Source organism: Aeromonas sp. 6P (assembly GCF_051919525.1).
Lineage (GTDB): Bacteria > Pseudomonadota > Gammaproteobacteria > Enterobacterales > Aeromonadaceae > Aeromonas > Aeromonas veronii.
In genome coordinates, this window is the sequence record NZ_JBQBEO010000002.1 from 577262 (window position 1) to 597291 (window position 20030).

Annotated in this window: 28 protein-coding genes; 3 read left to right on the forward strand and 25 right to left on the reverse strand. The window is 58.5% G+C overall.

Going from position 1 to position 20030, the window contains the following annotated elements; all coding sequences use genetic code 11:
* Position 1 precedes the first annotated feature (1 nt).
* The 20 genes from ACTG2J_RS02785 to ACTG2J_RS02880 form a co-directional block, all read right to left on the reverse strand.
* Positions 2-2683 (reverse strand): phage tail-collar fiber domain-containing protein, encoded by a 2682-nt coding sequence (locus tag ACTG2J_RS02785; RefSeq protein ID WP_439997141.1) that lies wholly within the window; start codon positions 2681-2683, stop codon positions 2-4.
* A gap of 63 nt (positions 2684-2746) precedes the next feature.
* Positions 2747-3445: a phage tail protein gene (locus ACTG2J_RS02790; protein ID WP_439997142.1), complete on the reverse strand. Its 699-nt coding sequence runs from the start codon at positions 3443-3445 to the stop codon at positions 2747-2749.
* Positions 3438-4625, reverse strand: a complete 1188-nt coding sequence (locus ACTG2J_RS02795) for a baseplate J/gp47 family protein (RefSeq protein WP_439997143.1) — start codon at positions 4623-4625, stop codon at positions 3438-3440. The genes ACTG2J_RS02790 and ACTG2J_RS02795 overlap by 8 nt, the downstream gene beginning before the upstream one ends.
* Positions 4622-4945 (reverse strand): DUF2590 family protein, encoded by a 324-nt coding sequence (locus ACTG2J_RS02800; protein ID WP_016352032.1) that lies wholly within the window; start codon positions 4943-4945, stop codon positions 4622-4624. Before ACTG2J_RS02800 ends, ACTG2J_RS02795 begins: the two co-directional genes overlap by 4 nt.
* Positions 4945-6723: a phage tail tape measure protein gene (locus ACTG2J_RS02805; RefSeq protein ID WP_439997145.1), complete on the reverse strand. Its 1779-nt coding sequence runs from the start codon at positions 6721-6723 to the stop codon at positions 4945-4947. The genes ACTG2J_RS02800 and ACTG2J_RS02805 overlap by 1 nt, the downstream gene beginning before the upstream one ends.
* 6 nt (positions 6724-6729) lie before the next feature.
* The gene (locus ACTG2J_RS02810; protein WP_162837654.1) at positions 6730-6873 is read right to left on the reverse strand and encodes a DUF6890 family protein; all 144 of its coding nucleotides are present in this window, start codon (positions 6871-6873) and stop codon (positions 6730-6732) included.
* Between the two features lie 41 nt (positions 6874-6914).
* Entirely contained in the window at positions 6915-7175 is a 261-nt protein-coding gene (locus ACTG2J_RS02815; RefSeq protein ID WP_216993494.1) for a putative phage tail assembly chaperone, read from the reverse strand.
* The gene (gene lysC, locus ACTG2J_RS02820; protein WP_439997146.1) at positions 7172-7417 is read right to left on the reverse strand and encodes an Rz1-like lysis system protein LysC; all 246 of its coding nucleotides are present in this window, start codon (positions 7415-7417) and stop codon (positions 7172-7174) included. The genes ACTG2J_RS02815 and lysC overlap by 4 nt, the downstream gene beginning before the upstream one ends.
* On the reverse strand, positions 7299-7742 hold the full coding sequence (locus ACTG2J_RS02825) for a hypothetical protein (RefSeq protein ID WP_439997147.1): 444 nt from the start codon (positions 7740-7742) through the stop codon (positions 7299-7301). Before ACTG2J_RS02825 ends, lysC begins: the two co-directional genes overlap by 119 nt.
* Positions 7739-8221 carry a TIGR02594 family protein gene (locus tag ACTG2J_RS02830; protein WP_439997148.1) on the reverse strand — a complete coding sequence of 161 codons (483 nt, stop codon included), beginning with the start codon at positions 8219-8221 and terminating at the stop codon, positions 7739-7741. The genes ACTG2J_RS02825 and ACTG2J_RS02830 overlap by 4 nt, the downstream gene beginning before the upstream one ends.
* Positions 8218-8532: a phage holin, lambda family gene (locus ACTG2J_RS02835; RefSeq protein WP_049045767.1), complete on the reverse strand. Its 315-nt coding sequence runs from the start codon at positions 8530-8532 to the stop codon at positions 8218-8220. The genes ACTG2J_RS02830 and ACTG2J_RS02835 overlap by 4 nt, the downstream gene beginning before the upstream one ends.
* 21 nt (positions 8533-8553) lie before the next feature.
* Positions 8554-8763, reverse strand: coding sequence for a TraR/DksA family transcriptional regulator (locus ACTG2J_RS02840; protein ID WP_017782570.1), 210 nt, complete (start codon positions 8761-8763; stop codon positions 8554-8556).
* Between the two features lie 3 nt (positions 8764-8766).
* A complete protein-coding gene (locus ACTG2J_RS02845) occupies positions 8767-9222 on the reverse strand; it encodes a phage protein (RefSeq protein WP_439997149.1) in 456 nt (151 codons plus the stop codon).
* A gap of 3 nt (positions 9223-9225) precedes the next feature.
* A complete protein-coding gene (locus tag ACTG2J_RS02850; RefSeq protein WP_439997150.1) occupies positions 9226-10350 on the reverse strand; it encodes a DUF2586 domain-containing protein in 1125 nt (374 codons plus the stop codon).
* A gap of 4 nt (positions 10351-10354) precedes the next feature.
* Positions 10355-11065 carry a phage virion morphogenesis protein gene (locus ACTG2J_RS02855; RefSeq protein ID WP_439997151.1) on the reverse strand — a complete coding sequence of 237 codons (711 nt, stop codon included), beginning with the start codon at positions 11063-11065 and terminating at the stop codon, positions 10355-10357.
* Positions 11062-11586: a phage tail protein gene (locus tag ACTG2J_RS02860; RefSeq protein WP_439997153.1), complete on the reverse strand. Its 525-nt coding sequence runs from the start codon at positions 11584-11586 to the stop codon at positions 11062-11064. Before ACTG2J_RS02860 ends, ACTG2J_RS02855 begins: the two co-directional genes overlap by 4 nt.
* A complete protein-coding gene (locus ACTG2J_RS02865; protein ID WP_439997154.1) occupies positions 11583-12044 on the reverse strand; it encodes a head completion/stabilization protein in 462 nt (153 codons plus the stop codon). Before ACTG2J_RS02865 ends, ACTG2J_RS02860 begins: the two co-directional genes overlap by 4 nt.
* 113 nt (positions 12045-12157) lie before the next feature.
* Positions 12158-12886: a terminase endonuclease subunit gene (locus tag ACTG2J_RS02870; RefSeq protein ID WP_171279749.1), complete on the reverse strand. Its 729-nt coding sequence runs from the start codon at positions 12884-12886 to the stop codon at positions 12158-12160.
* Positions 12887-12889: 3 nt separating this feature from the next.
* Positions 12890-13969, reverse strand: a complete 1080-nt coding sequence (locus ACTG2J_RS02875) for a phage major capsid protein, P2 family (protein ID WP_439997155.1) — start codon at positions 13967-13969, stop codon at positions 12890-12892.
* Positions 13970-13979: 10 nt separating this feature from the next.
* A complete protein-coding gene (locus ACTG2J_RS02880) occupies positions 13980-14831 on the reverse strand; it encodes a GPO family capsid scaffolding protein (protein ID WP_439997157.1) in 852 nt (283 codons plus the stop codon).
* Positions 14832-15006: 175 nt separating this feature from the next.
* On the opposite strand from ACTG2J_RS02880, the gene ACTG2J_RS02885 reads away from it, so the two are divergent.
* Genes ACTG2J_RS02885 through ACTG2J_RS02895 form a run of 3 tightly spaced genes read left to right on the forward strand, consistent with a single transcriptional unit; the run spans position 15007 to position 18149 of the window.
* Positions 15007-16827 (forward strand): terminase large subunit domain-containing protein, encoded by a 1821-nt coding sequence (locus ACTG2J_RS02885; RefSeq protein ID WP_439997158.1) that lies wholly within the window; start codon positions 15007-15009, stop codon positions 16825-16827.
* The gene (locus ACTG2J_RS02890) at positions 16824-17840 is read left to right on the forward strand and encodes a phage portal protein (protein ID WP_421179694.1); all 1017 of its coding nucleotides are present in this window, start codon (positions 16824-16826) and stop codon (positions 17838-17840) included. Before ACTG2J_RS02885 ends, ACTG2J_RS02890 begins: the two co-directional genes overlap by 4 nt.
* Positions 17841-17897: 57 nt before the next feature.
* On the forward strand, positions 17898-18149 hold the full coding sequence (locus ACTG2J_RS02895; RefSeq protein ID WP_082037449.1) for an ogr/Delta-like zinc finger family protein: 252 nt from the start codon (positions 17898-17900) through the stop codon (positions 18147-18149).
* Between the two features lie 78 nt (positions 18150-18227).
* Here ACTG2J_RS02895 and ACTG2J_RS02900 read toward each other — a convergent pair whose 3' ends face one another.
* The 5 genes from ACTG2J_RS02900 to ACTG2J_RS02920 form a co-directional block, all read right to left on the reverse strand.
* On the reverse strand, positions 18228-18662 hold the full coding sequence (locus ACTG2J_RS02900; RefSeq protein WP_439997159.1) for a hypothetical protein: 435 nt from the start codon (positions 18660-18662) through the stop codon (positions 18228-18230).
* A gap of 90 nt (positions 18663-18752) precedes the next feature.
* Entirely contained in the window at positions 18753-19085 is a 333-nt protein-coding gene (locus ACTG2J_RS02905) for a hypothetical protein (protein WP_439997160.1), read from the reverse strand.
* Complete coding sequence (locus ACTG2J_RS02910) at positions 19078-19206, reverse strand: hypothetical protein (protein ID WP_256042919.1); 129 nt, start codon at positions 19204-19206, stop codon at positions 19078-19080. The genes ACTG2J_RS02905 and ACTG2J_RS02910 overlap by 8 nt, the downstream gene beginning before the upstream one ends.
* Complete coding sequence (locus ACTG2J_RS02915; RefSeq protein WP_439997162.1) at positions 19203-19421, reverse strand: hypothetical protein; 219 nt, start codon at positions 19419-19421, stop codon at positions 19203-19205. The genes ACTG2J_RS02910 and ACTG2J_RS02915 overlap by 4 nt, the downstream gene beginning before the upstream one ends.
* Positions 19418-20029, reverse strand: a complete 612-nt coding sequence (locus tag ACTG2J_RS02920; protein ID WP_439997164.1) for a 3'-5' exonuclease — start codon at positions 20027-20029, stop codon at positions 19418-19420. Before ACTG2J_RS02920 ends, ACTG2J_RS02915 begins: the two co-directional genes overlap by 4 nt.
* Position 20030: the final 1 nt, after the last annotated feature.

Sequence of the window (20030 nt, forward strand, 5' to 3'; positions counted from 1 at the left end):
GTTAAGCCTCTATTGAACCAAAACGTTTAAAAACAGCTGTACTACCGGCATCACCAGCTACAGAGCATACCCATCCAATATAACCACTTGATACAGGAGGTACATAAATCATATCCCCCTTTCTAAACTTGCCTGTTGTCGGTGCACCTATTCCAGCCTTGAATATGTTGCTCCTTGCATTCCAAGAGTTGTTACTCTGTACCACCTGCCCTAAATCAGCAGCTGCCACAGGATTTACAATGCTTTGGTCTACTGAGCTGTTAGATATAGTTCCATGTGACGGACCAAGATAATAACCCCTTCCAAGACCTGATATATTCTTTGAAGATGACCTGTCAATTACTACATTACCTTTATTCGTGGCAACGTATGATCCATAATCAGTTGCACCATCTACATCCGCAGAAACTAGCAGGCTGCTACATTCCCCCATAATTGTCATGCCATAACCGACACATTTTTTAACTATCGAATTTATAGTCCCATTACACGGCTCTGCAATTAACCCAGTTACACCTGTTGCAGCTGTATTTTCTGTGCGCACGTTAACGTCAAAGAAATCACAGGAATTAAAATAGAATCCGGTATTATCCTGATCTTTAATTTCAAGCAGTGCCATCAATGTCTTTGCATTACGTACAACCACCCCTCCTATATTACCTGTGGCACCCTCTCCATTAACCCCCCCTGATATCACTGCACTACCTATTTTGACACTATTCAGTTTATCTGAAGGCGTATTCCCAACAAATTCTAATTGCGGGTTCCATCCACCGTAAGCTTCAACACTGCCTACGCATATATTTCCTTCGATGACTCCAGAGGCGGCTGGAGACACCTGCAAACCGCGCCGACAGTTTCTTAATACAGCGCTGTTAACATAATAATTTGAAATTGTCGCCTTAGCTCGCAGTGGCACGTTCTCACAATCATCCGCTGCAACAGCATCAAAGTAGAAATTGCGACAATCTCCGTATCCATCGATAGCTCCTATGCCATTACTGTTCTTGAAGTCAGACCCATCCCAGCTTTGTGATTTGCGACCAAGACCTTTAAGCGTTGTTTTACCAACAGCATAGATAGAGACGCCGCCAGCTTTGGTCACATCTGATCCATAGAATGTACAGCGAATGCCCACTGGTGCGTAGCGGCCTACCGGTGTTGGCACCGCGCTGTATTCCATATCTAGGTTACTTGTGTAGATGTCCACATAGTCGTAAGCAGTAACATAATCCGAGTTCCATCCAAGTGCTGTCGGTGTCTCAGGATCTCCCTTTCCGTAACCATAAATTGTGTCTGTGAACTTCGGGTCTTGCAGTACAACTTCTGTTTTAAACCTACGTCTGACGTCATCCCCCCGCACTAGCAAATAACCAGACGTTCCATTTTTAAATGTCGGCCTAATGAAGTTAAAGCGGCAATTATTCGCGCTATCAGCGTTTACTGGTGTATATCTGAACGTCCAACCGGCCGGCTCAGTCGTGGCACCTTGATCAGCGTAACCTACTTGCACCACTGGCTGATTAAGCTTGTTTCCATCGAACGTTGGTTCAATGAACGTGATGGTTAGCCCATCAGCTATGGCGTCAATCATTGGGACACCTTCATCCCAATAACTCTTCCTTATGTCTAATCCGCTAGCGCGTTTAAATGATGCTCCAACCTCAAAAATGAATGTAGTATCTTTCGAGATCATGGCGCTTTCTATGATATATGTACCTTTTGGCACATAGTAAGTTCCACCAATCTCTCCAGCTGCTGTAATCGCCGCCGTGGAATCCTTGCCGTCTATAGCTCCTCCTGCGAGGAATTTTGAGGTGATCGGCGTGATGACCCCACCAATAAGGCTGGCTCCAGACGGTAGTGAAAGTTCTCTACGTAATACCACATCCCCTTGCTCTAACCACTGACCTTGACTGTTTTGTGAACGCCCATCCTCGATGGTACTGTCAGCCAGTATTGTGCCCAGCTGGGCCACATAGTGCTGATAGCCGTTGCTGTCAACATGGTCAGCCAGATCCGCCACGCTGGTGATGATGGTGAAGTGGTTCTGGTGTTCGGAGAGCAGCGAACCGGCGCGATGCACATCGACCCAGACGCCGATCGGCTTGGTGCCCGGGTGGATGACCTCCGGCGCCTTCAGCTCGACCCGCAGGCCGCCGATGATGGCCACGCCCTGGCTTACCTGATAGGCACCATCTTTCTCGACCACCTTGAAGCCATCACCGACAAAGGTGTGATGGCCATAGAGATCGGCCTGCAACTGGCGGATATCTTCATCCATCCCGCGCAGGCGGGCGGCATAGTCAATCTGCCAAGTACCTGCATCCACATGGGTGAGAGTGGCCTCGGCCGCCTGGTCGTAACCCATCAGCATCGACTTGACCAGGGAGTTGCCAGTCTGGCCAGTGGTCTGGTCGGTCTTGAGCTTGGTCTCGCGCCCTTTGTAGACAATCATCCCGATCACGCCGTTCTGCTTGTTGCGCAGGTACATGGCGTTGAACGAGAAGTCGCCCACCGTGGTATCCATCACGATGGTGTAGGCCACCGCGTTGTTGTTGATGCGGCCGCGCTGGTCCACGTTCTGGCGATGCACAATCTGACTTTCCGGCGGCAGGCCGGTATCCGGGTCGATGGGGGAGGTGATATCCAGATTGGGGATGTCGGCGAGGATGAACTTCATCCAGCACGACGGGCTGTTCAGCAGTCAGGCAGCTCTGCCAGTAGTTTTCGAATGCATTGGTGATTACCTGGCTGATCGCGCAGTCTCCTTGCGGGGCAGGGTGGCCCCGTAAACGTGTTGAATGAAGTCAATCTTTCCTGCTCGCACGTAGCGCTTGCAGGCGGGTTTATTGAGGGTTGCGGCGAACACCTCTTGCCCCATCTCGATACGGGATGAGTGCAGATAAGCTGTCGCCGGATAGAGCACCTGGAAGCGGTAGCGGCGGCAGGTGCGGCCGTAGTGCTGGATCAGGGTCTCCATCAATGTCTGGTTTTCGGTCAGGTCGCTGTCAGCCACCTCGATGGTGATCACGTCCCATGGTTCGCCTTCCTGGCGTTCGTGCAGCTCGCACCAACCGATGCCGAGCCGCTCGAAAATGCGCTTGAATCCGGCCACCTCGCCCGCATCGCGGGCATTGACGAAGGCGTATTTGACCCGCTTGCGATAGAGGGAAAGCGGCTCCCCCTTGAAGCGCTTGATATCCCGCTCCCACGCCAGCAGGGCCAGCATGGACTCGGAGCAGGTCAGCGCGTCCTGTTGGGTGAGTGGCTGCAGCAGCCAGCCGCGCATCCTCTGCCAGAAGGCCATGATCCCCCGGGCCAGAAATGCGGGTTCCCGCACCCCGTCAGCGATGGTCTGACCATCCTCCCACCACGGCGCGGAGGCGGGCGGCAGCTGCGGCGCCTCCTGCTGGTGATTGAACGGCTTGCCTTGCTTAGTCATTGAGCAGCACCTCCAGCTCGGCCAGACGCGGGATCTCGAGACCTGCGACAATGTCGCGCTCGGCAAAGTCGAGGCTTGCAATCTGCGGGAATGCCTGGTGCAGCTCGCGGCCCAGCTGGCTCAGGGAGAAACGCGACTGCGGCCAGGTGCGGGTCACTTGCGGATAATCAGCCGACTGGCGGAATGCCGCCCGGATCAGCGCCTTGACACCGGCCAGCAGATCGGCCCGCTGCTCGTCCGACAGGTTCGCCACCGGCCACAACTGCAGATGCAGGTCGTGCTCGACCTCCGGCATCGCCATCACCAGCAGATCATCCCCATGGCCGTGGTTGCCCTGGTTGGCCACGTAGTCGTTGAGCCGCTCCACCAGACTTGCTGGGGTGGTTCCCACTTCCAGCATGATGTAGGCGTTGGCGGTGCCTGGGCCGCGAGGGGCGTCATGCTCGAACACGATGTGATCGGCACTGATGCCCGCCACGCTGGCCAGCATGGAGCGATAGATGGCATCGATGTGATAGCGACCGGTGGCCGAGAACTGGTTCTGGATGCGCAGCGCCAGCGCATCGTTGCTCTCTTCATCGGCGCCCGGGGTGGTGATCCACTCCCGTTCCGAGTTGCGGGCCGACAGGATGCCGTCGATCGGCTGACTCAGCAGATTGTAGTAGCCGGGGGCCAGATTCCAGGCCACCCCGGCGAACTCGGCCTCACAGATCACCTTGGCAACCGCCTCACCGGCTGGGCTCACCACGGCCTGCACAGGCTTGAGGCGGTAGATGGTGCCGTTGTTGCGCTCGGTGGTCACCCACACATCATCCGGAATGGTGACAGCGGCGGCCGGATTGGTCTTGGTGAAGCTGATCACCCCGCGGGTCTTCTGGGCGGCCTTGCGGGTGAGATCCACATCCCACGCCTTGAGGTCGAGGTACTTGCCGCTGGCGGTCGCGGCAAAGGCGGCAGGCAGCACATGGCCCGCCAACAGAGTGCGGATCAGCCATAGCGCCGGGGTAATCACCACGGCGCGCACCAGCCGCCAGAAGGGGCTCACATCGCTGTCGTTGGTGATGAGCGACCCGGCGGCCTCGACTTCCTTCTTGAGCTCGACCTCCATGGCCTCTTCGGTTGTCGGTACCCCGCTTTTTGCCAGCAGGGCCATAAAATCCACGGTTGGGCGCAGGTTCACAGGGTTACCTCCAGATCGCCAAATTCATAAGTGCGGGCGGTGACCAGGATGCGGTCGGGTGCCTCTTCGCTGATCACGATGGTGCCGGGGATCAGCCGGGTGTCGTTCTCGACCAGCAGCTCGATTTCGGTCATCACATCGGCTCGCAGGGTGGGGCTGCGCTCGCCGATCAGCTTGCTGGCCAGCCCTGACTCCATGATCCGGTGCTTGATGTCCTGACCGATGCTGTGGCGGTCTTGGGTGTAACGGGGTTGGCCACCGGCATCCAGCTGCCATGCCCCGTCTACTACCCAGATATCGATGTACTTGGCATCACTCATCACGGGGTCTCCAGCCATGCGTTTTCGGCCATCTGCTCAGGGGTCATCGGGTTCTGGAAGTGGTTATGAACTTCCCCGATGCTCAGGGCTTTTGCCGGTTTCTGGTTGGCGGTGGTGGCGGCTGCGTTGGCCTGGATCAGCTGCTGGCCAAGCCCACCGGACGGAATTCCTGAGCCATTGCTCCCTTCGCGATAGCGAGCGAGCGGGGCGTTGATATTGGCAGGGTTCGGCAGGTTCAGATCAGGCATAGAGCCCGCTTCGATGTTGACGCCCGGGATCATGTTCAGCTTGTCGATCAGCCAGTCGATGGATTTGCCGAGCAGTTGGAACACGCCCCAGTCAGAGAAGGTCTTTTTCAGGTCGTCCCAGTAGTAGATGACCGCTCCAATGGCTGCTACCAATACAGTCCCAACTACATAGGCAAGCAACACAGCGGGATTAGCGGCCATCATTAGATTCACCGCGAACAAGATCGCCCTAAAACTCACAAGGCCCGCTTTCAGCAGGTTGAGCGGGGCAATGATGATTGACCAGGCAATACCCAGCCCCAGCGTGGCCAGCTTGGCTACCCCGGCAACCAGCATCCAAGTTCCGGTCACCATGCTCAAACCCACGATGGCCAGCGCGGCATAGCTGATCAGCTTGGTCAGGTTCGGGAAGAGGTGTGTCCAGCGCAGCACATCGTTGGCGCCATCGGCAAAGGTGCCCACCACGGCATTGATGGCGGGCAGCACCACCCCGAACGCAGCGGCGCGGATGGCGAACCACGCCTGTTCTACCCGCTGCCACTGGTCTGTCATGGCGGCGGCCATCTGCTCTGCCTTGCCCATACCATGGGTGTTTGCCAGCGCGTTGATGTTGGTGGCCAGCCCTTTGGTGTTGGTCATCAACAGTTTGACCATGCTGACCGCTTCATCAGAACCAAATGCCTTCTTGAGCTCGTCCCCCTCTGCCACGCTCATGGTTTCGCCATAGCGAGCCTTTAGTTTCTCCAGCACGGTGAGCACCGGCAGCATGTTGCCCGCCGAGTCTGTGAACTGCATGCCGAGGGTCTTCTGGGCGTTGCCCACCCCAGCCAAGAAAGCCTTGAATTTTGTGCCCGCTTCGCCACCGCTCATGGTTGATTGCAGCATGCCGAGCACGGCGAACTGTTCATCCATTGAGACATTAGCGGCTGTAGCGTTTGCCCCGATTGCCCCGAACGCATCGGCCATGCCCTGGCCGGTGGTCTTGAACATCTGCACCGCAGTGGCGGTCTTGCCTGCCAAGTCTTCCACCCAGTTGGCCTTACCCATCATTTTGGCCTGCTGCTCGAAGATGCCGTACATGGTGCCCATGTAGTTGGTGATGGTGGCGGTGTCGGCCTTGGTCGCCTTGGCGAGCGTGGTGGAGGCGCGGGTAAAGGCGGGCAACTCGTTGCCCTCCAGCCCCGCGATCGCCGACTGGATATCGTAGGAGGAACGGACAATCTCGGTTGCCGATTCGCCGTACTTTACCGATAGGGCTAGTGCTTCGCGCCCCAACGCCCCGAGCACATCCTTTTTCACATCGAGCGAGGCTACTTCACCCAGCGCCCGATCCATTTCGATGGCTGGGCCCAGAGCAGACTGGATCGCCATGCCACCGGCGGCCACCGTGGTGGCCCCCATTGCCATGCTACTCCAGCCCTGACGGCCTGCCTTGCTGACCTTGTCCATCTGGGCATTGATGCCAGCAAGGGGCTTGGTGACTTGATCCACCAAAGCCACCTGCATCATCAATTTTTCCATCCAGGCCATAGGTCGTTATCCGTTGAATGCTTTGGCGATGCCCTCGGCCACGGCGGCGGCGTTGGACTCTCTTGCGTTTTTGTCTAACCAGATGGCGCGGGCAAGGCTGTCGATATCGTCATCTTCGTGGGGCAGGTAGTGGCGCCGCAGCGCCAGCACCTGCTCCAGTTGGTTGCGCTCGATGGCCTCGGCGCGCGCCGTCAGTTTTTTACTGTGATTTCCAGATCAGGGGCGAACTGCTGGTTAATGGCGCCAGCCAGCTGCAACGCAGCACCCGGGCGCTTGAGCAGCTCATCGAGCGCCTCTTTGCTTTCCTGGCAGACGATCTTTTTCAGGTAGTTGTGAGCCGGTGCCACCTTGTCGCTCGGCATCATGTCGTTGATAAAGCCGTTGTAGGCCACCATGGTCGGCTCAAAGCTGATGTCGGTACCGGCAACGGTCAGGACGATTTTCTTGCTCATTGGTTGGTTTCCTCTTGTTCAATCCAGTGGTTCAGGGTGTTGATTTGGGTTTGGCAGCGGCGCATAGCCGTCTGCATGGTGGGGATAAATCGCACGGCATCGCCGTAGGTGCTCCCCATGAATTCAGGTTCCGGGCAGTTTGGCACCAGCCCCGGCGGCGGTAGCCGCTTGACCACCTTGGTTTGCACTACGGTCTGTGGCTGGCTGGAGCAGGCGCAGAGCGCCAACAGGCAGAGGCTCACTAGCGCAGTTCGGGCGGCCTTCCGGTGGCGTGGCCAAGGCTTGTTGCAGTTCATCGGCGGTCTTCCTGTTCTGTTGGTCGAGATCGGCCAAGGCGGCGTTCTGGTGTTCAAGCAGGGCGCGCAAGCCCGATTCCTTCTTCGAAAGAGTTTCGAGGTCTTCGGCCATCAACTGGTTAGCCAACTGCAATGTGCTGATGGTGCTGTCGGCATCAGCCAGCGCCTTGGTGCGTTCTTTTAGCACCCCATAGCCTGCTCGTATGGTTACCAGCAGGACCAGCACCAGTACGAACAGCACGTTGGAGAACAACTCCTTGATGATGTTCATGCTTCACCCATCGACAGCTGGGCCGGAGTGCCAACAGGCAGATCACCCACTGGCAGCTGCTCATTGAGCGGCCAGCGATAACTTGGCTTTCTGCTGAGCGGAAACTCTCTCACGTTCACGGCATCGTCTTGGTTGCCACCCAGCACCAGCAAGTTGCCAGAGGGTGACTTTCCGACCACGAAGCCCACATGGCCGCCGCCGTCACGGCTGAACACGACCACACAGCCGAGCACCGGGCGATCCAGTTTTTCGCCCCAACCCAGATAGCTTTTGGCGCTCTCGAAGCGGGTAGACTGGATGCCAACCCGTTCCAGGCAAGCGCCCACGAAAGCGGCGCACCACGGGGTTTCATCGTCTCGGATGCCGCCCCGTTTGATGGCTTTCCACATGTCCAGAATTTCCTGAGCATGCTTCGACCCTTTGATTTCTTTCAGGCCCAAGAACTTGCGAGCCTCGTTAATCCAGCGCAGAGCCATCATCCCTCCTCCTTCTTGTTGAACACCAACTTGGCCCGCTCGCGGATGATGTCTACCCCGAGCAGCCCCACCACACCGCCGATAAACGGGGCCGCCTCATAGGGGACGCCGAGCAGGGTGGTACCGGATGCGGCGGCCAAGGTGATCAGGCCGCACATGGTTGATTCGATCAGGCGGCGGCGCCCGCTGCCGCCGTCATAGGTGATGCGCATAAATGAAATGCTCAACGCCAGCAGAGCCCCGGAAACGGCGGGCCAGTTATCCATCAACCAGGCCAGCAGGGCGGCCCAGAGGGTGGGGTCTTTGTTTGGCATAGGGTTCATATCCCGTTCTCGTTATTGCCCGCGCCGTTCTGCGCGGCTCTTGCAACTGACACACAGGCGCACACCCGGCACATGCAGGCGGCGCGCTTCCGGGATCGGATCACCGCACTCCTCGCAGTGGTACAGGCTCTCGCCCTGGTGATGACTGCGGCCGAGCTGGTTATCCAACTGGGCCGCCAGCATCCGCTCGGCGTGTTGGGTGGCACGGTCGATCAGATCCATCCGTTAGCCCTTCATGTGGCGGGTGTCGTCTTCGGAGAGGTACGGCACGCCATTGATGTGAACGAAGTCGGGGGAGGTGACGAAACCCTTGATCTTGTGCACCCCCTTGCTGCCCCCCTTGGGGTCTACATCCAGCAGGTCAGAGATCTGCAGCTTCACGCCGAAGGCCTCTACCTTCATGGTTTCGTCACCGGTGTCGGCGTAGAACAGCACATCGTCAGGCTTCATCCCGCGCCAGCTACCGGCCCGCTTGGCCGCATCGCACAGCAGGGTGAAGTTCTTTGAATCGAGCTCGAACTCACACTCGGCCGCCACGTCACCATCGACATAGCCGTCAGGGATGCCACGGGTTTGCGCCACTGCGCTGTTGTCGGTGATGGTGAGGCTGGCCTTCTCGACGTGCACCATGGCGCCCATCAGTTCGGTATCGAAGCTCTGGCCTGAAATGCGTCTGGTCATGGGTTAGCCCTCCCCGTTGTTGAGGCTCAAATCGAGCATGATGTTGACGGTGATCCCCTTGGGGCAGTCCACGGTGCGCACCACCACGTAGATGGAGACCAAGTTCTTGGCCGTCCACTTGATGGTGATATCGCCATCCTTGGGTGAGGCGATATCGCCCGGGAACAGCTGGCCGTTGATGGTGACGGCCTTGGCCATCTCGCGCAGGTCTTTGCCGAAGTACATGATGGCGGCGGCGGTGCTGCCAGGGGTGGAGTTGAAGGAGCGATCGGCGACGCGGGCAATGGCGCGCAGGCGCATCCGGCGGGCTACCTTGTAGACCACCCGCAGGTTTTCGATCACCTGGTAGTCGCCGCCTTCGCCGTCCAGGGTGCGGCCATCTGCCCAATAGATACCGTCATAGTCCGGGTACCACATCGGTACCGAATAGCGGTTCTGTTCCAGGGTTTGCAGGGTGGCCAGCGGCAGCTCGGTGCCCTCTTTATCCTTCGGCTTGTTGCCAAGGCCCACCATGGCGCCGGTTTTCACCCGGGCGGGGCTGTCGGCGATGCTCACCGCACGGTTGCACAGGCGACCGGCATAGGCGCCAGCGAGGTTCGGCCACAGCTGCGGCAGCAGGGTGACGGATTCCGCCTTGATGCCATCTTGCAGCGCGACCAGTTTGGCCTCGTATTCGCTCCAGTCCTGGCCGCCTTCGAGGGTAGTGACGATGCCCGCCACGACCAGCAGCATGAACTGCCAGCGCCCCCACTTGGCGATCAGCTCCTGGTTGAGTGCGTGGGCGGCGTTGATTTTCGCTTCGTCCCACTCCTGACCCAGTACCACGCACCCTTCGAAGGATTGGGTTTTCTGGGCCTCACGGACGGCATCTTTCCAGTCCATGTCGGTGGGCAGCACAAAGGCGGCAGCCGTCCAGTTCTGACCGGCGTTGACCATGGCGGCTTGAAGGTTGGTTTTCAGCTCGCTGTCGGCCTCGCCCAGCAGCTTGTCGAAGTCGCTCTGGGTGTTGAGCGAAAGCAGCTTGCCGGTGTTGGTCGGCGCGGTGCCGATGAACAGCAGGTGGCGCTCGACTTCCGTCACGGGCCCCTGCATCTGGTTCAAGTTGTTGATCTGTACATAAGGCCACATGGCGTTATTTCCTCTTCATCTCTTGCTTGTTGACGTCCCAGCCGTAGTTGATGCTTTGCAGGGCGCGGGCAAAGGCTTGCTCTCGTTGCTTGGTATTGGCGCCGAGGAACGGGCGGGCAGGAACCGTGATATTCCAGCTTTGCTTTCTGGGGTCGCCCTTGAGCTTCTTGATCAACAACCCCGCTTGGGGGTAATTGATGTTCTCGGTTATCCAGCCAATGGAGGCTGAGCGGTATTTGCCTTTGCGCTTGCCCGGCCGCTTGAACCCCAGTTCCCGTAGCTTGCGAGCTTGTGCCTTGGTAGCTGGCTTGCCTCTGCTAGCCTCATTCGGCGCAATTTTTTTTCTGCTTTCAGCGCTGACTGTTTGAGAGAAACCATGTTGATGGCTGGCGGCAACCACTCCGGCATGAATCGCTTTACCTCCGGTGGTTTTGTAGTTCCCTTTGCCAAAACGGATGAATAGCTCTGGCCAAACTGCACTTGGTTCATGGATGACCAATGACTTTGGTAGGCCCTGCAATAGCTTGCGTTTACCCCTTTTTCGTGGGGCCCAGCTGGTGCCGTCAGGGCTTTTCTGCTGGCGTACATTGCGAGCAGCTAACTTCTTGAGAGACTCTGCGGCCCGCCACACCAAGCGCTGCCGTTTTTTTGGTGGCAACGCCAGCAATTTGAGCTGCTCTTTTACCCCTTTGTAATCTAGGGATACGGTGATCATGACGGGTCACCGATCTGGTGATGGCCGGTGTCACCGACGTTCAGGTCGATATGGTCTGCCACCCAGATTTCATACGGGGCCACGTTCCAGCTCTTGCCCATCCAGTTGATGGGGCCCTTGGGGTGTTCGATCAGGCGCAGCGGCTCGGTAAAGGCGAGCTGGATCTCGAGATCGGCGGTCTTCTCATCGTTCGGGGTGACGGCGTATTCGGGATCGGCCAGCTCGAACTGCTCGCGAAAATCGTCATGCTCCTGCACCCAGGCGGCCACCGAGGCCAGCACGATGGCCGGATCCAGCTCGCGAAACGGCAGTTGCTCGACGGTGAACACCGCCTGATAGGTGAGCCATGCCACATCAAATCCGGTGGGGCCCATGTTCTTTGGCTCCAGCCGGATGGTGCCGTTCTCCATCCAGCTATCCAGATGCTTGTGGCACTTGGCTGGCAGCACCCGCAGGATCTCGGCGTGGAGAGCGTGGAGGAAATAGCCCTGTGCCTGCTGTTCGTTCATGCCGTCACTCATATCAACGACACCCCCGCACGGCGCTTGCCCTTGATGCTGCGCACCAGTTGCTGACTCTCGGCCAGAAGTTGGGCGCGTTGGTCTGGGGATCGCTCTACTTGGTTGTTTGCGGCGGCCCGTTCGGTGACGCTGGCGAACTCCGGCAGCAAGGCTGCTTTGGCACGGGCAAACACTGCAGCCAGATACTGCTCTGTCAGGGCATTGGTGCCGCCCTCAAGGATCGGCCCCGGCACCTTGGCGGCGCTGGCGTAGCCCTCGGCCATCAGCGCGGCCTGACGCATCGCCAGTTGCAGGTTTATTTCAGAGACGGCAGCCAGCAGGGCGGCGCTTGTGGTCTGTTGGTCGAGGTCTGCAGGCAGGGCGCGGCGGCGCTCGAAGTCGGCCACGGCCACATCTGGCCAGAACCCGTCATTGCGGATAGTGGCGGCGCTGTAGTCGATATCCTTGCCTGCAAACATCAGTGACCTCGCTGGTTGAATAGGTGCACCCCTGAAGCCACGGATCACAGGATTCGGCGGTGGCCTTGCGGCTTGCCTATCCTCCCCGCCGGGGTGCGGTGGCGCGGAGAGTCTTATTGCTCCGGATTGAGCGCCCGCAGGCGCATGGCAATTTTGAGCAGCAGGGTGTTAACCCCTGCTTTGCGGTGCAGCTTCTCGGCCTGGAGCAGCCAGTGGGCTGCTTGTTCCAGGGTGGCGCTGTCACCCACTGCACTCGGTCGTGGCTGGCCGTCCTGGTCGCGCAGCAGCAGGCAACCCGCCGCCTTGAACCACTTGGCAGTCAGCTTTTCGTTGAGGCGCCACTCGTTGCGCACCTTGTCGAATACCCTGGAGAACCAGGGCTCGACGGCATGGCCTTCGGCGGCGTTCTTCTCGGCCCACTCCAGCACGGTGTCTGCCACGAAGGTGGCCCAGTCGCGCTTGAAGTTGTTCGGGGTGCGCTGTCCCTGCTTGATGGCGAGCTCTGCCCAGGCGATGCCGGTGTCGAAGTCGCCCACATCAAAGGCCCAGATCACCAGCCTTTGAAACAGCTCGTTCTGGTAGGACTGGCCGGACTCGGCCACGCTGGCCAGATACCGCTCCACATAGGGGCGGTATTTGGGCATCAGCTCGTCGCGTTTCATGTTCACCCGATCCCCAATGCGGGCCAGCTTGCGCAAGCGAACGATGTCCTGTTCCAGGGCAATCATTTGCAGGTGCAGGCTGTCAGCCACCGCACCGGTGGCCACGCCAGTGCAGGCGGCCTGTTCGGCCCCCTGCATGGCATGCACTCGCTGCTTGTGGCGTTGGCCGGGTGAGCTCATGGTTTACGCCCCGGGCTCTTGCGCAGGCGCGGCGAGTGCTGCAACCGCTGCCGGATCGGCACCGATCACGATGTCTGCCTCTTCAAAGCCGCCGTAGGCTTTGTGCTCGCCCAGGGCATAGCCTTCCATTCGCCAGTACTGGTTATCGAAGCTCTTGCTGTCCTGGTTATCTTCTGCCTTGCGCTTGCGGGTACCGCGCTGGGTGTAGCAATGCAGGTTGTCCAGGGTGGTGACCACCATCCGCTTGCCCGGGAAGAACGGCGGGATCATCGCCTTGCGACCGGCAATGGACTTGGCCAGTTGCTGGGCGGCGATCTGTTCGCTCGGCTTGGTGGCTTCGCTGTAGAGCTTGGCCTGAGCTGCCGCCACCAGATCGGTACCTACCAGCACCACCAGACGCGGGTCTTGCTGGAACAGCGGATCGATAGTGGTGTTGATAAGGTCGGAGGCCATCTCGTCCAGGGTCTTGTAATCGCCCTTGCCGTCCGGGTCGAAGTAGATCTTCTTGCCCGCTTCCGCCTTGATGATCTGGCTGCCACCGTTCCACTCGCGGGCGATCTGGTGCCAACCCTTGTTGACGTCTTCACCCAGCGGGTGCGCATCAGGGTCGGTGTTCTCTTCGGCAGAGACGCCGTTCCAACCAACGCGCAACATATCGAGAGCGAATGCAGTGTTGACGAACTCGCCAACCAGCTTGATGAACTCGCCTTCGCTACCGGCATTTGCCCAGGTGCACAGGGTTGACCAGTCCAGAGATGCGCAGGAGTCGGTCTCGGTCAGCTCGTAGGTGTTGCCATCCACGCCGACCTTGCCCTTGAAGCGCCCGCCTTTTTTACGACCTGTATAGAGCTTGCCGACGCCGACCTGCACCACTTGGCCCTTGATCTGGTCTACGTCCAGACAGGTGATCATGCCGAGGAACTCGACGGAGGCGAGCAGGGCAGAGCGCAGGGTCGTCTCAACCGGCCCGGTGACGCTGAACTGTTTGCCCAGCTTGGTGATGTCGATGCCATAGGCTTTAGCCAGGGCATCGCAGTATTTGTTCAGGCGCTGTTCGGCCTGAACGGTCAGGGTTTGGCTCACTGAATGCTCCTTAGCAAACTTGATAGGTGGAGTCGTCACCGCCCAGTGGACTCGGGCGCTGGCCATCCACTTCAACGGAGAACTTGTCGATCTGGCCTTTCAGCTCGCCGACGGTGGCTGCCAGACCCGTGATGGTCTCGTTCAGCTTGCTGAACTTGTCGTCTTCTTCTTTCGGTTCAGTCACCGGATCGGTCGTTACCTCCGGCTTTGCTTCCAGCTTTGCGCTAAATCCTTCGATCTTGGAGCCAAGGCCGTTGACGGCTCCCAGCAACTGGTCGAACTGTTCTTTGGTCATTTCCTCATCCTCTGGATGGCTGGGGGTTGGTTTGGTTTCCTGTTCACCATGGCTGGCCAAGAAGCTGAAAAACTTGGTGATCAGACCGTCGGCTTTTTCGTTCTTTGGCAGTTTGAAGGTGGAGAGATCCAGCGGCTCACTAGTGCCAATCAGGCGAGATTTGCCACTCTTGTCTTTGAACTTCAGGTGGGTGGTGCCGGTGCTGGCTGGTTCATCGGTAACGCCGAGGCCGCGCAGGTAGGTGCGGCCCAGATCGGCAAATTGCTCTTGCGGCTCGATGGAACAGAATTGGTATTGGCCAACCTGGTTGTAATAAACCAGATCACGGGTCGGGCTCAGGATAGCGAACAGCTTGAGCTTGCCATCCACGACTTCTGTCTTCAGTTCCTGTACATAGCCGAAGTTCGACCAGCGGTCATGATCAGGCCAAATCAGTGCGGTGTAGTATTCCGGATCGTAGGTCTCGGCCATGTCAGTCAGCCAAGCGGCGGTAATCTCCCGACCATCGACGGTTGTGCCTTCGGTGGCGATGCAGACCCAGCCAGTTCTCAAGGTTGATGTGTTCATGCCTGCTCCCAATTGATACGGGCTCAGGCTATCGGGTCGGCAAGGGGTATTCATCCGGTTGTGTTCAAGGCGATTCGGATCCATGGGGATATCCGAATTGCTTGGAACATCAGGGCGATAAGTGGGGGCGGGGGGCTGGCTATGATGGCGCCATCATTCACAAGATGGAGGCGCCGTGGCGTATCCCGAAGAGATCCGCAATGCTGCGCGGGGGCTTTATCTTAAGCGCTGGACACCCCAGGAGATCAAGGACGAACTTGGCCTGAACTCCTGCAGGGTAGTCTACTTCTGGGCCGAGAAGTACGGCTGGCGTGACCTGCTGACCGAAGAGGCGGTGGAGGATGCCATTGCCCGCCGCCTGCACTCTCTGCTGGGCCGAGAGAAGAAAACCCCCGAAGAACTCGACGAAATCGACCGACTGGTCGGGCACCATGTCAGCCTGAAAGAGAAGGCACTCAAGTTGGCCGAGCGCCAGCAGGCGCTGACCGCCCGCCGTGAATCCGGTGACGAGCCTTCCCCCGACCGTTCCCCGCGCAGCAGGGGCGGGCAGGATGGCGGTGGCCGCAAAGGGAAGGGCGGCAAGAAGGCCAAGAACGAGATCGGCCACCTCACCGAGGCAGACTTTGCCGAGTGGCTTGGTACCTTGTTCGGCTATCAGCTGCGCTGCCGCGAGGCCAAGAACGACCCGGCACTTCCTCGCACCCGCAACATATTGAAGTCACGCCAGATCGGCATGACCTACTACTTCGCCGGTGAGGCGCTGGAGGATGCGGTACTGACCGGCGGCAATCAGATATTCCTGTCAGCCACCCGCGCCCAGGCAGAGGTGTTCCGCTCCTACATCTGCAAGATTGCCCAGACCTTCCTCGGCGTAACCCTGACCGGTAACCCCATTGTGCTGTCGAACGGGGCCGAGCTGCACTTCTGCTCGACCAACTCCAACAGCGCCCAGTCCCGTTCCGGCAACGTCTACATCGATGAGTATTTTTGGATCCCCAACTTCGAGAAGTTGTCGGACGTGGCCAGCGCCATGGCGACCCAGAGCCGCTGGCGCAAGACCTACTTTTCAACGCCATCGAGCAAGGTGCACGAAGCGTACCGGTTCTGGACGGGGGATCGCTGGAAGGGGCAACGCCCGAGCCGGGTGGCCATCGATTTCCCTGGTGAAGATGAGCTGCGCGACGGCGGCCGCATCTGCCCCGATCGGCAGTGGCGTTACGTCATCACCATCGAGGATGCCATTCGCCTTGGCTGCAACCTCATCGACATCGAGGAGCTCAAGGACGAGTACCCCGAAGAGGTGTTCGATCGCCTCTACATGTGCCGGTTTATCGATGATGCCCTGTCGGTTTTCAAGTTCCAGGATATGGAGCGGGCAGGGGTGGACCCGAGCCGGTGGGAGGACTACAAGCCCGGGCGGCCTGACCCGTTCGGACGGCGCGAGGTGTGGATGGGCTACGACCCGAGCCGCACCCGCGACAACGCCACCCTTGTGGTGGTTGCCCCGCCCATGGTCGCCGGTGAGCGGTTCCGTGTGTTGGAGAAGCACTACTGGCGCGGGCTCAACTTCCAGTTTCAGGCGCAGGAGATCGTGCGCATCGCCAAGAAGTTCAGGGTCACCTATCTAGGGGTCGATGTGTCCGGCATCGGCTCCGGGGTGTTTGACCTGTTGAAGCCCACCTTCAAAGGGGTATGCCACCCCATCAACTACAGCATCGAGAGCAAATCGCGGCTGGTACTCAAGATGATCGATGTGGTGGAGGCGAACCGCATCGAGTGGGACGGCTCGGATCGGGATATCCCGCTGGCATTCCTCGCCATCAAGCGCAGCACCACCGGCGGCGGCCAGATGACGTTCCGCGCCGCTCGGGACAACGTGACCGGACACGCTGACGTGTTTTTTGCCATCGCCCACGCCGTGGCCAACGAGCCGCTCGATACCAACCGCAAACGTAAATCCACCTGGGTAACCAGCCAGCAGAAGAAGGCAGCATGACCAAACGACAGCAAAAACCGGCCCAGCAGGTGGCCACCTCATCCCCTCGTCCATCTGTGATGTTCAGCACGGCGGAGGCCATCGACCCCACGGCCTGGATGACCGATTACACCGGGGTATTCTTCAACCCCTATGGGGAATATTACCAGCCTCCCATCGACCGCAAGGGGCTGGCCAAGGTGGCGCGGGCCAATGCTCACCACGGGGCGATCCTTATGGCGCGGCGGAACATGGTGGCGGGTCGCTTCACCACCCAGCGCAATGTCATCACCGCCTATGTGCACAACTACGTGCAATTTGGTGACGGCGGCCTGCTCAAGCTGCGCAACGGCTTTGGCCAGGTTGTTGGGCTGCACCCGCTTTCCAGCGTCTATCTGCGCCGCCGGGCTGACGGGTGCTTTGTCTATCTGCAGCAGGGCAAGCCTAATCTTGTTTATCGGCCGGAGGATGTGATTTGGTTGGCCCAGTATGACCCAGAGCAGCAGGTCTATGGCATGCCCGACTATCTGGGCGGCTTGCAGTCAGCCCTGCTCAACCAGGATGCCACCCTGTTCCGCCGCAAATACTTCCTCAACGGCGCCCACATGGGGTTCATCTTCTACACCACCGACCCGAACATGGACGATGAAACTGAGGAGGAGATGAAGCAGATGATCGCCAACTCCAAGGGGGTTGGTAACTTCCGCTCGATGTTCGTGAACATCCCTGAAGGCAAGCCGGATGGCATCAAGCTGATCCCGGTTGGGGATATCGCGACCAAAGACGAGTTCGCAGCCATCAAGGGGATCACCGCCCAGGATGTGCTGACGGCGCACCGGTACCCGCCTGCGCTGGCCGGTATCATCCCGACCAATGGCGGCGGCGGCTTGGGTGACCCTGATAAGTATGACGCTACCTATGCCCGCAACGAGGTGCTGCCACTGTGCGAACTGATCAAGGACTCCATCAACAGTGCCGGGCTGCCCCGCGCGCTGTGGGTCGATTTTCGGGAAACTATCGGTTCTTCTGTATAAATAAACAGTATGTCATGGCATAATAGATCGTTGATTTATAAGAGAAAGGGGGATGTGATGCGGGTGTATTGCAAAGAGTGTGGCCAACGTGGTCGCATTACCAAGACCAACAAGCTCAGCCCTGATGTTTCTGACCTTTATTGTCAGTGCACAGATGCAGAGTGCGGCCACACATGGGTTGCGTGCCTCTCTTATTCGCATCCCCTGAGCCCTTCATCGAGAACGGCGAGCCAGTTGGTACTGAACCTTGTTGGTTCACTCACGCCAGAGGGGCGGCAAATGGTACTGAACGGATTGAGGGCGCAATAGCGCCCTCTTTGTTTCTGGTGATGTATTAGTGTTTGGCTGGCCGCTGCGACATTTTTATCTAAGCCTTGGTATAAAAGCTCAGTATTGAGAGAGGGCCTGCTCGGCTTCGATATCTTGATCGGTACAGGCCTTGATCATGACCCACCCCCCTATCTTTCCCATCCTGTCTGCGCAGGAGTCCAGAATCTTTTCGTACTTTGCGTATTTCTCTTGATTGCTCACTATAGCCTGCCTCGCTTCAATATTCTGGTCGGCACAGGCTTTGACCATATTCCAGCCGAATTGCTTGGTTGTTCTGACGCAGAACTTGACGATCTTCTCATGGGGCTGGTAATTGGCATTTAACAGCTCATATGCTTCCAGATCCTGGTCCACACATGCTTTCACCATTGTGGCACCGTATTGGTTCATCTGGTCTTTACAGCGATCGATGACCGCTGTTTTTTCGGTAGCACTGATGGCCATGGCATAGGTGGCCAGCAACAACAGGCTGGCTGCAGCAACGCGTTTCATATCATTGTTCTCGTTTGGGGTTGAAACGGTATGCTATCAAAGCAGCACCTTCCTTGGCGCGTGACCGGACACATTTCGCGATTTTCGCCATTACAAGGCCAGTGTCTTGTCGCCCTGGGTGTGCCAGCACGATGCTTGTCCCTTGAATGTACCGCCGCATCCGGTCGGCAATTTACAGTCGCAGTGCTGGCAGGTCTTCGTTTTCAGTTCGGCCTCCTGCTCCAGCCACTTCTCCCAGTCTCGCCTGATCAGGGTGCTGATGTACTCATCTGCTGAATATGGCTCACCGCTGCCAGCCCTGGCGATACGCAGGTGGTCCAGCTGCTGGCGCTCCCGTTCTGAGAGCGCCACCTCCACCCGCTTGATACCGAGAGCCGCCCGTCTTGCCCGCTGGGCCTGCTTGCGCTTGGTAGCGTCATTCATCCCTTGCCCCCTTCTGTCTTCCCCATCTGCAACGGCGCCACAAGTCCGGAATGACGATCAGATAAAACAGCACGTGGCCGATCAGCCATATGATGCCGAGCGGGTCGATGTGGTCGCTCATTGCCACACCGCCCTTACCACAATGGCATCCTGCTTGGCCCATGCCCGCCAGCTAGCGATGGTGACCTCTCTCTTTGGCAGGTCAAACTCCGGATGGCGATACTCCACATGGGTGAGGGTGCCGCGCCGGTTCATCTTGGTGGCTGTCACAAGCCTGGTGACACCGAAGCGGGTGATCACATCACCCGGCTTCGGCCATTTGCGTGGGTCTCTCATGCCGCACCCCCTACCACCGTGCACCCGTTCACTGCTGCCTGCATCCGCTGATAGATGGCGCTGACGTAGCGAGCCTGATGCTTGGCGTCATCCAGCGCGCGATGGGCCACTCCCTCGAATGGCATATCTTTCTTGGGGTCAAAGCCCAGCAGGTCACGCCCCATATCAACAACGGTGCGCACGTCCCGATCCTTAAATCCGTTCCAGTAGCCAACAAAGTGCCTTTTGTTCACGGCTGTATAGGCGTTGGCCATGATGGTGCAGTCAAATCCCGCGCCATTACCCCACACATAAGGGCGCTTGTCCCCTTGCCCGTTGGCCAGCAGCCATGCCTGAAACTTTTGCAGCGCCTGAATCAGCGCCATCCGTTTTTCGCCGTCCACGTTATAGGCAATGGCCTTGCGTGCCTCATCACTCTGCCCCAACCACCACAGCACTGTGTCTGGGTCGATCTCCCCGAACTGGGCGCTGTCGCGCAGGTCGATATGCGCCTCGAACTCGGCGCCCAGTTCACCGGTCATCGGGTCAAAGAACACGGCCCCGATGGTGACGATGGCCGCGCTGGGACCTTTGCCCATGGATTCCAGATCCAGCATTACGTTATTCATG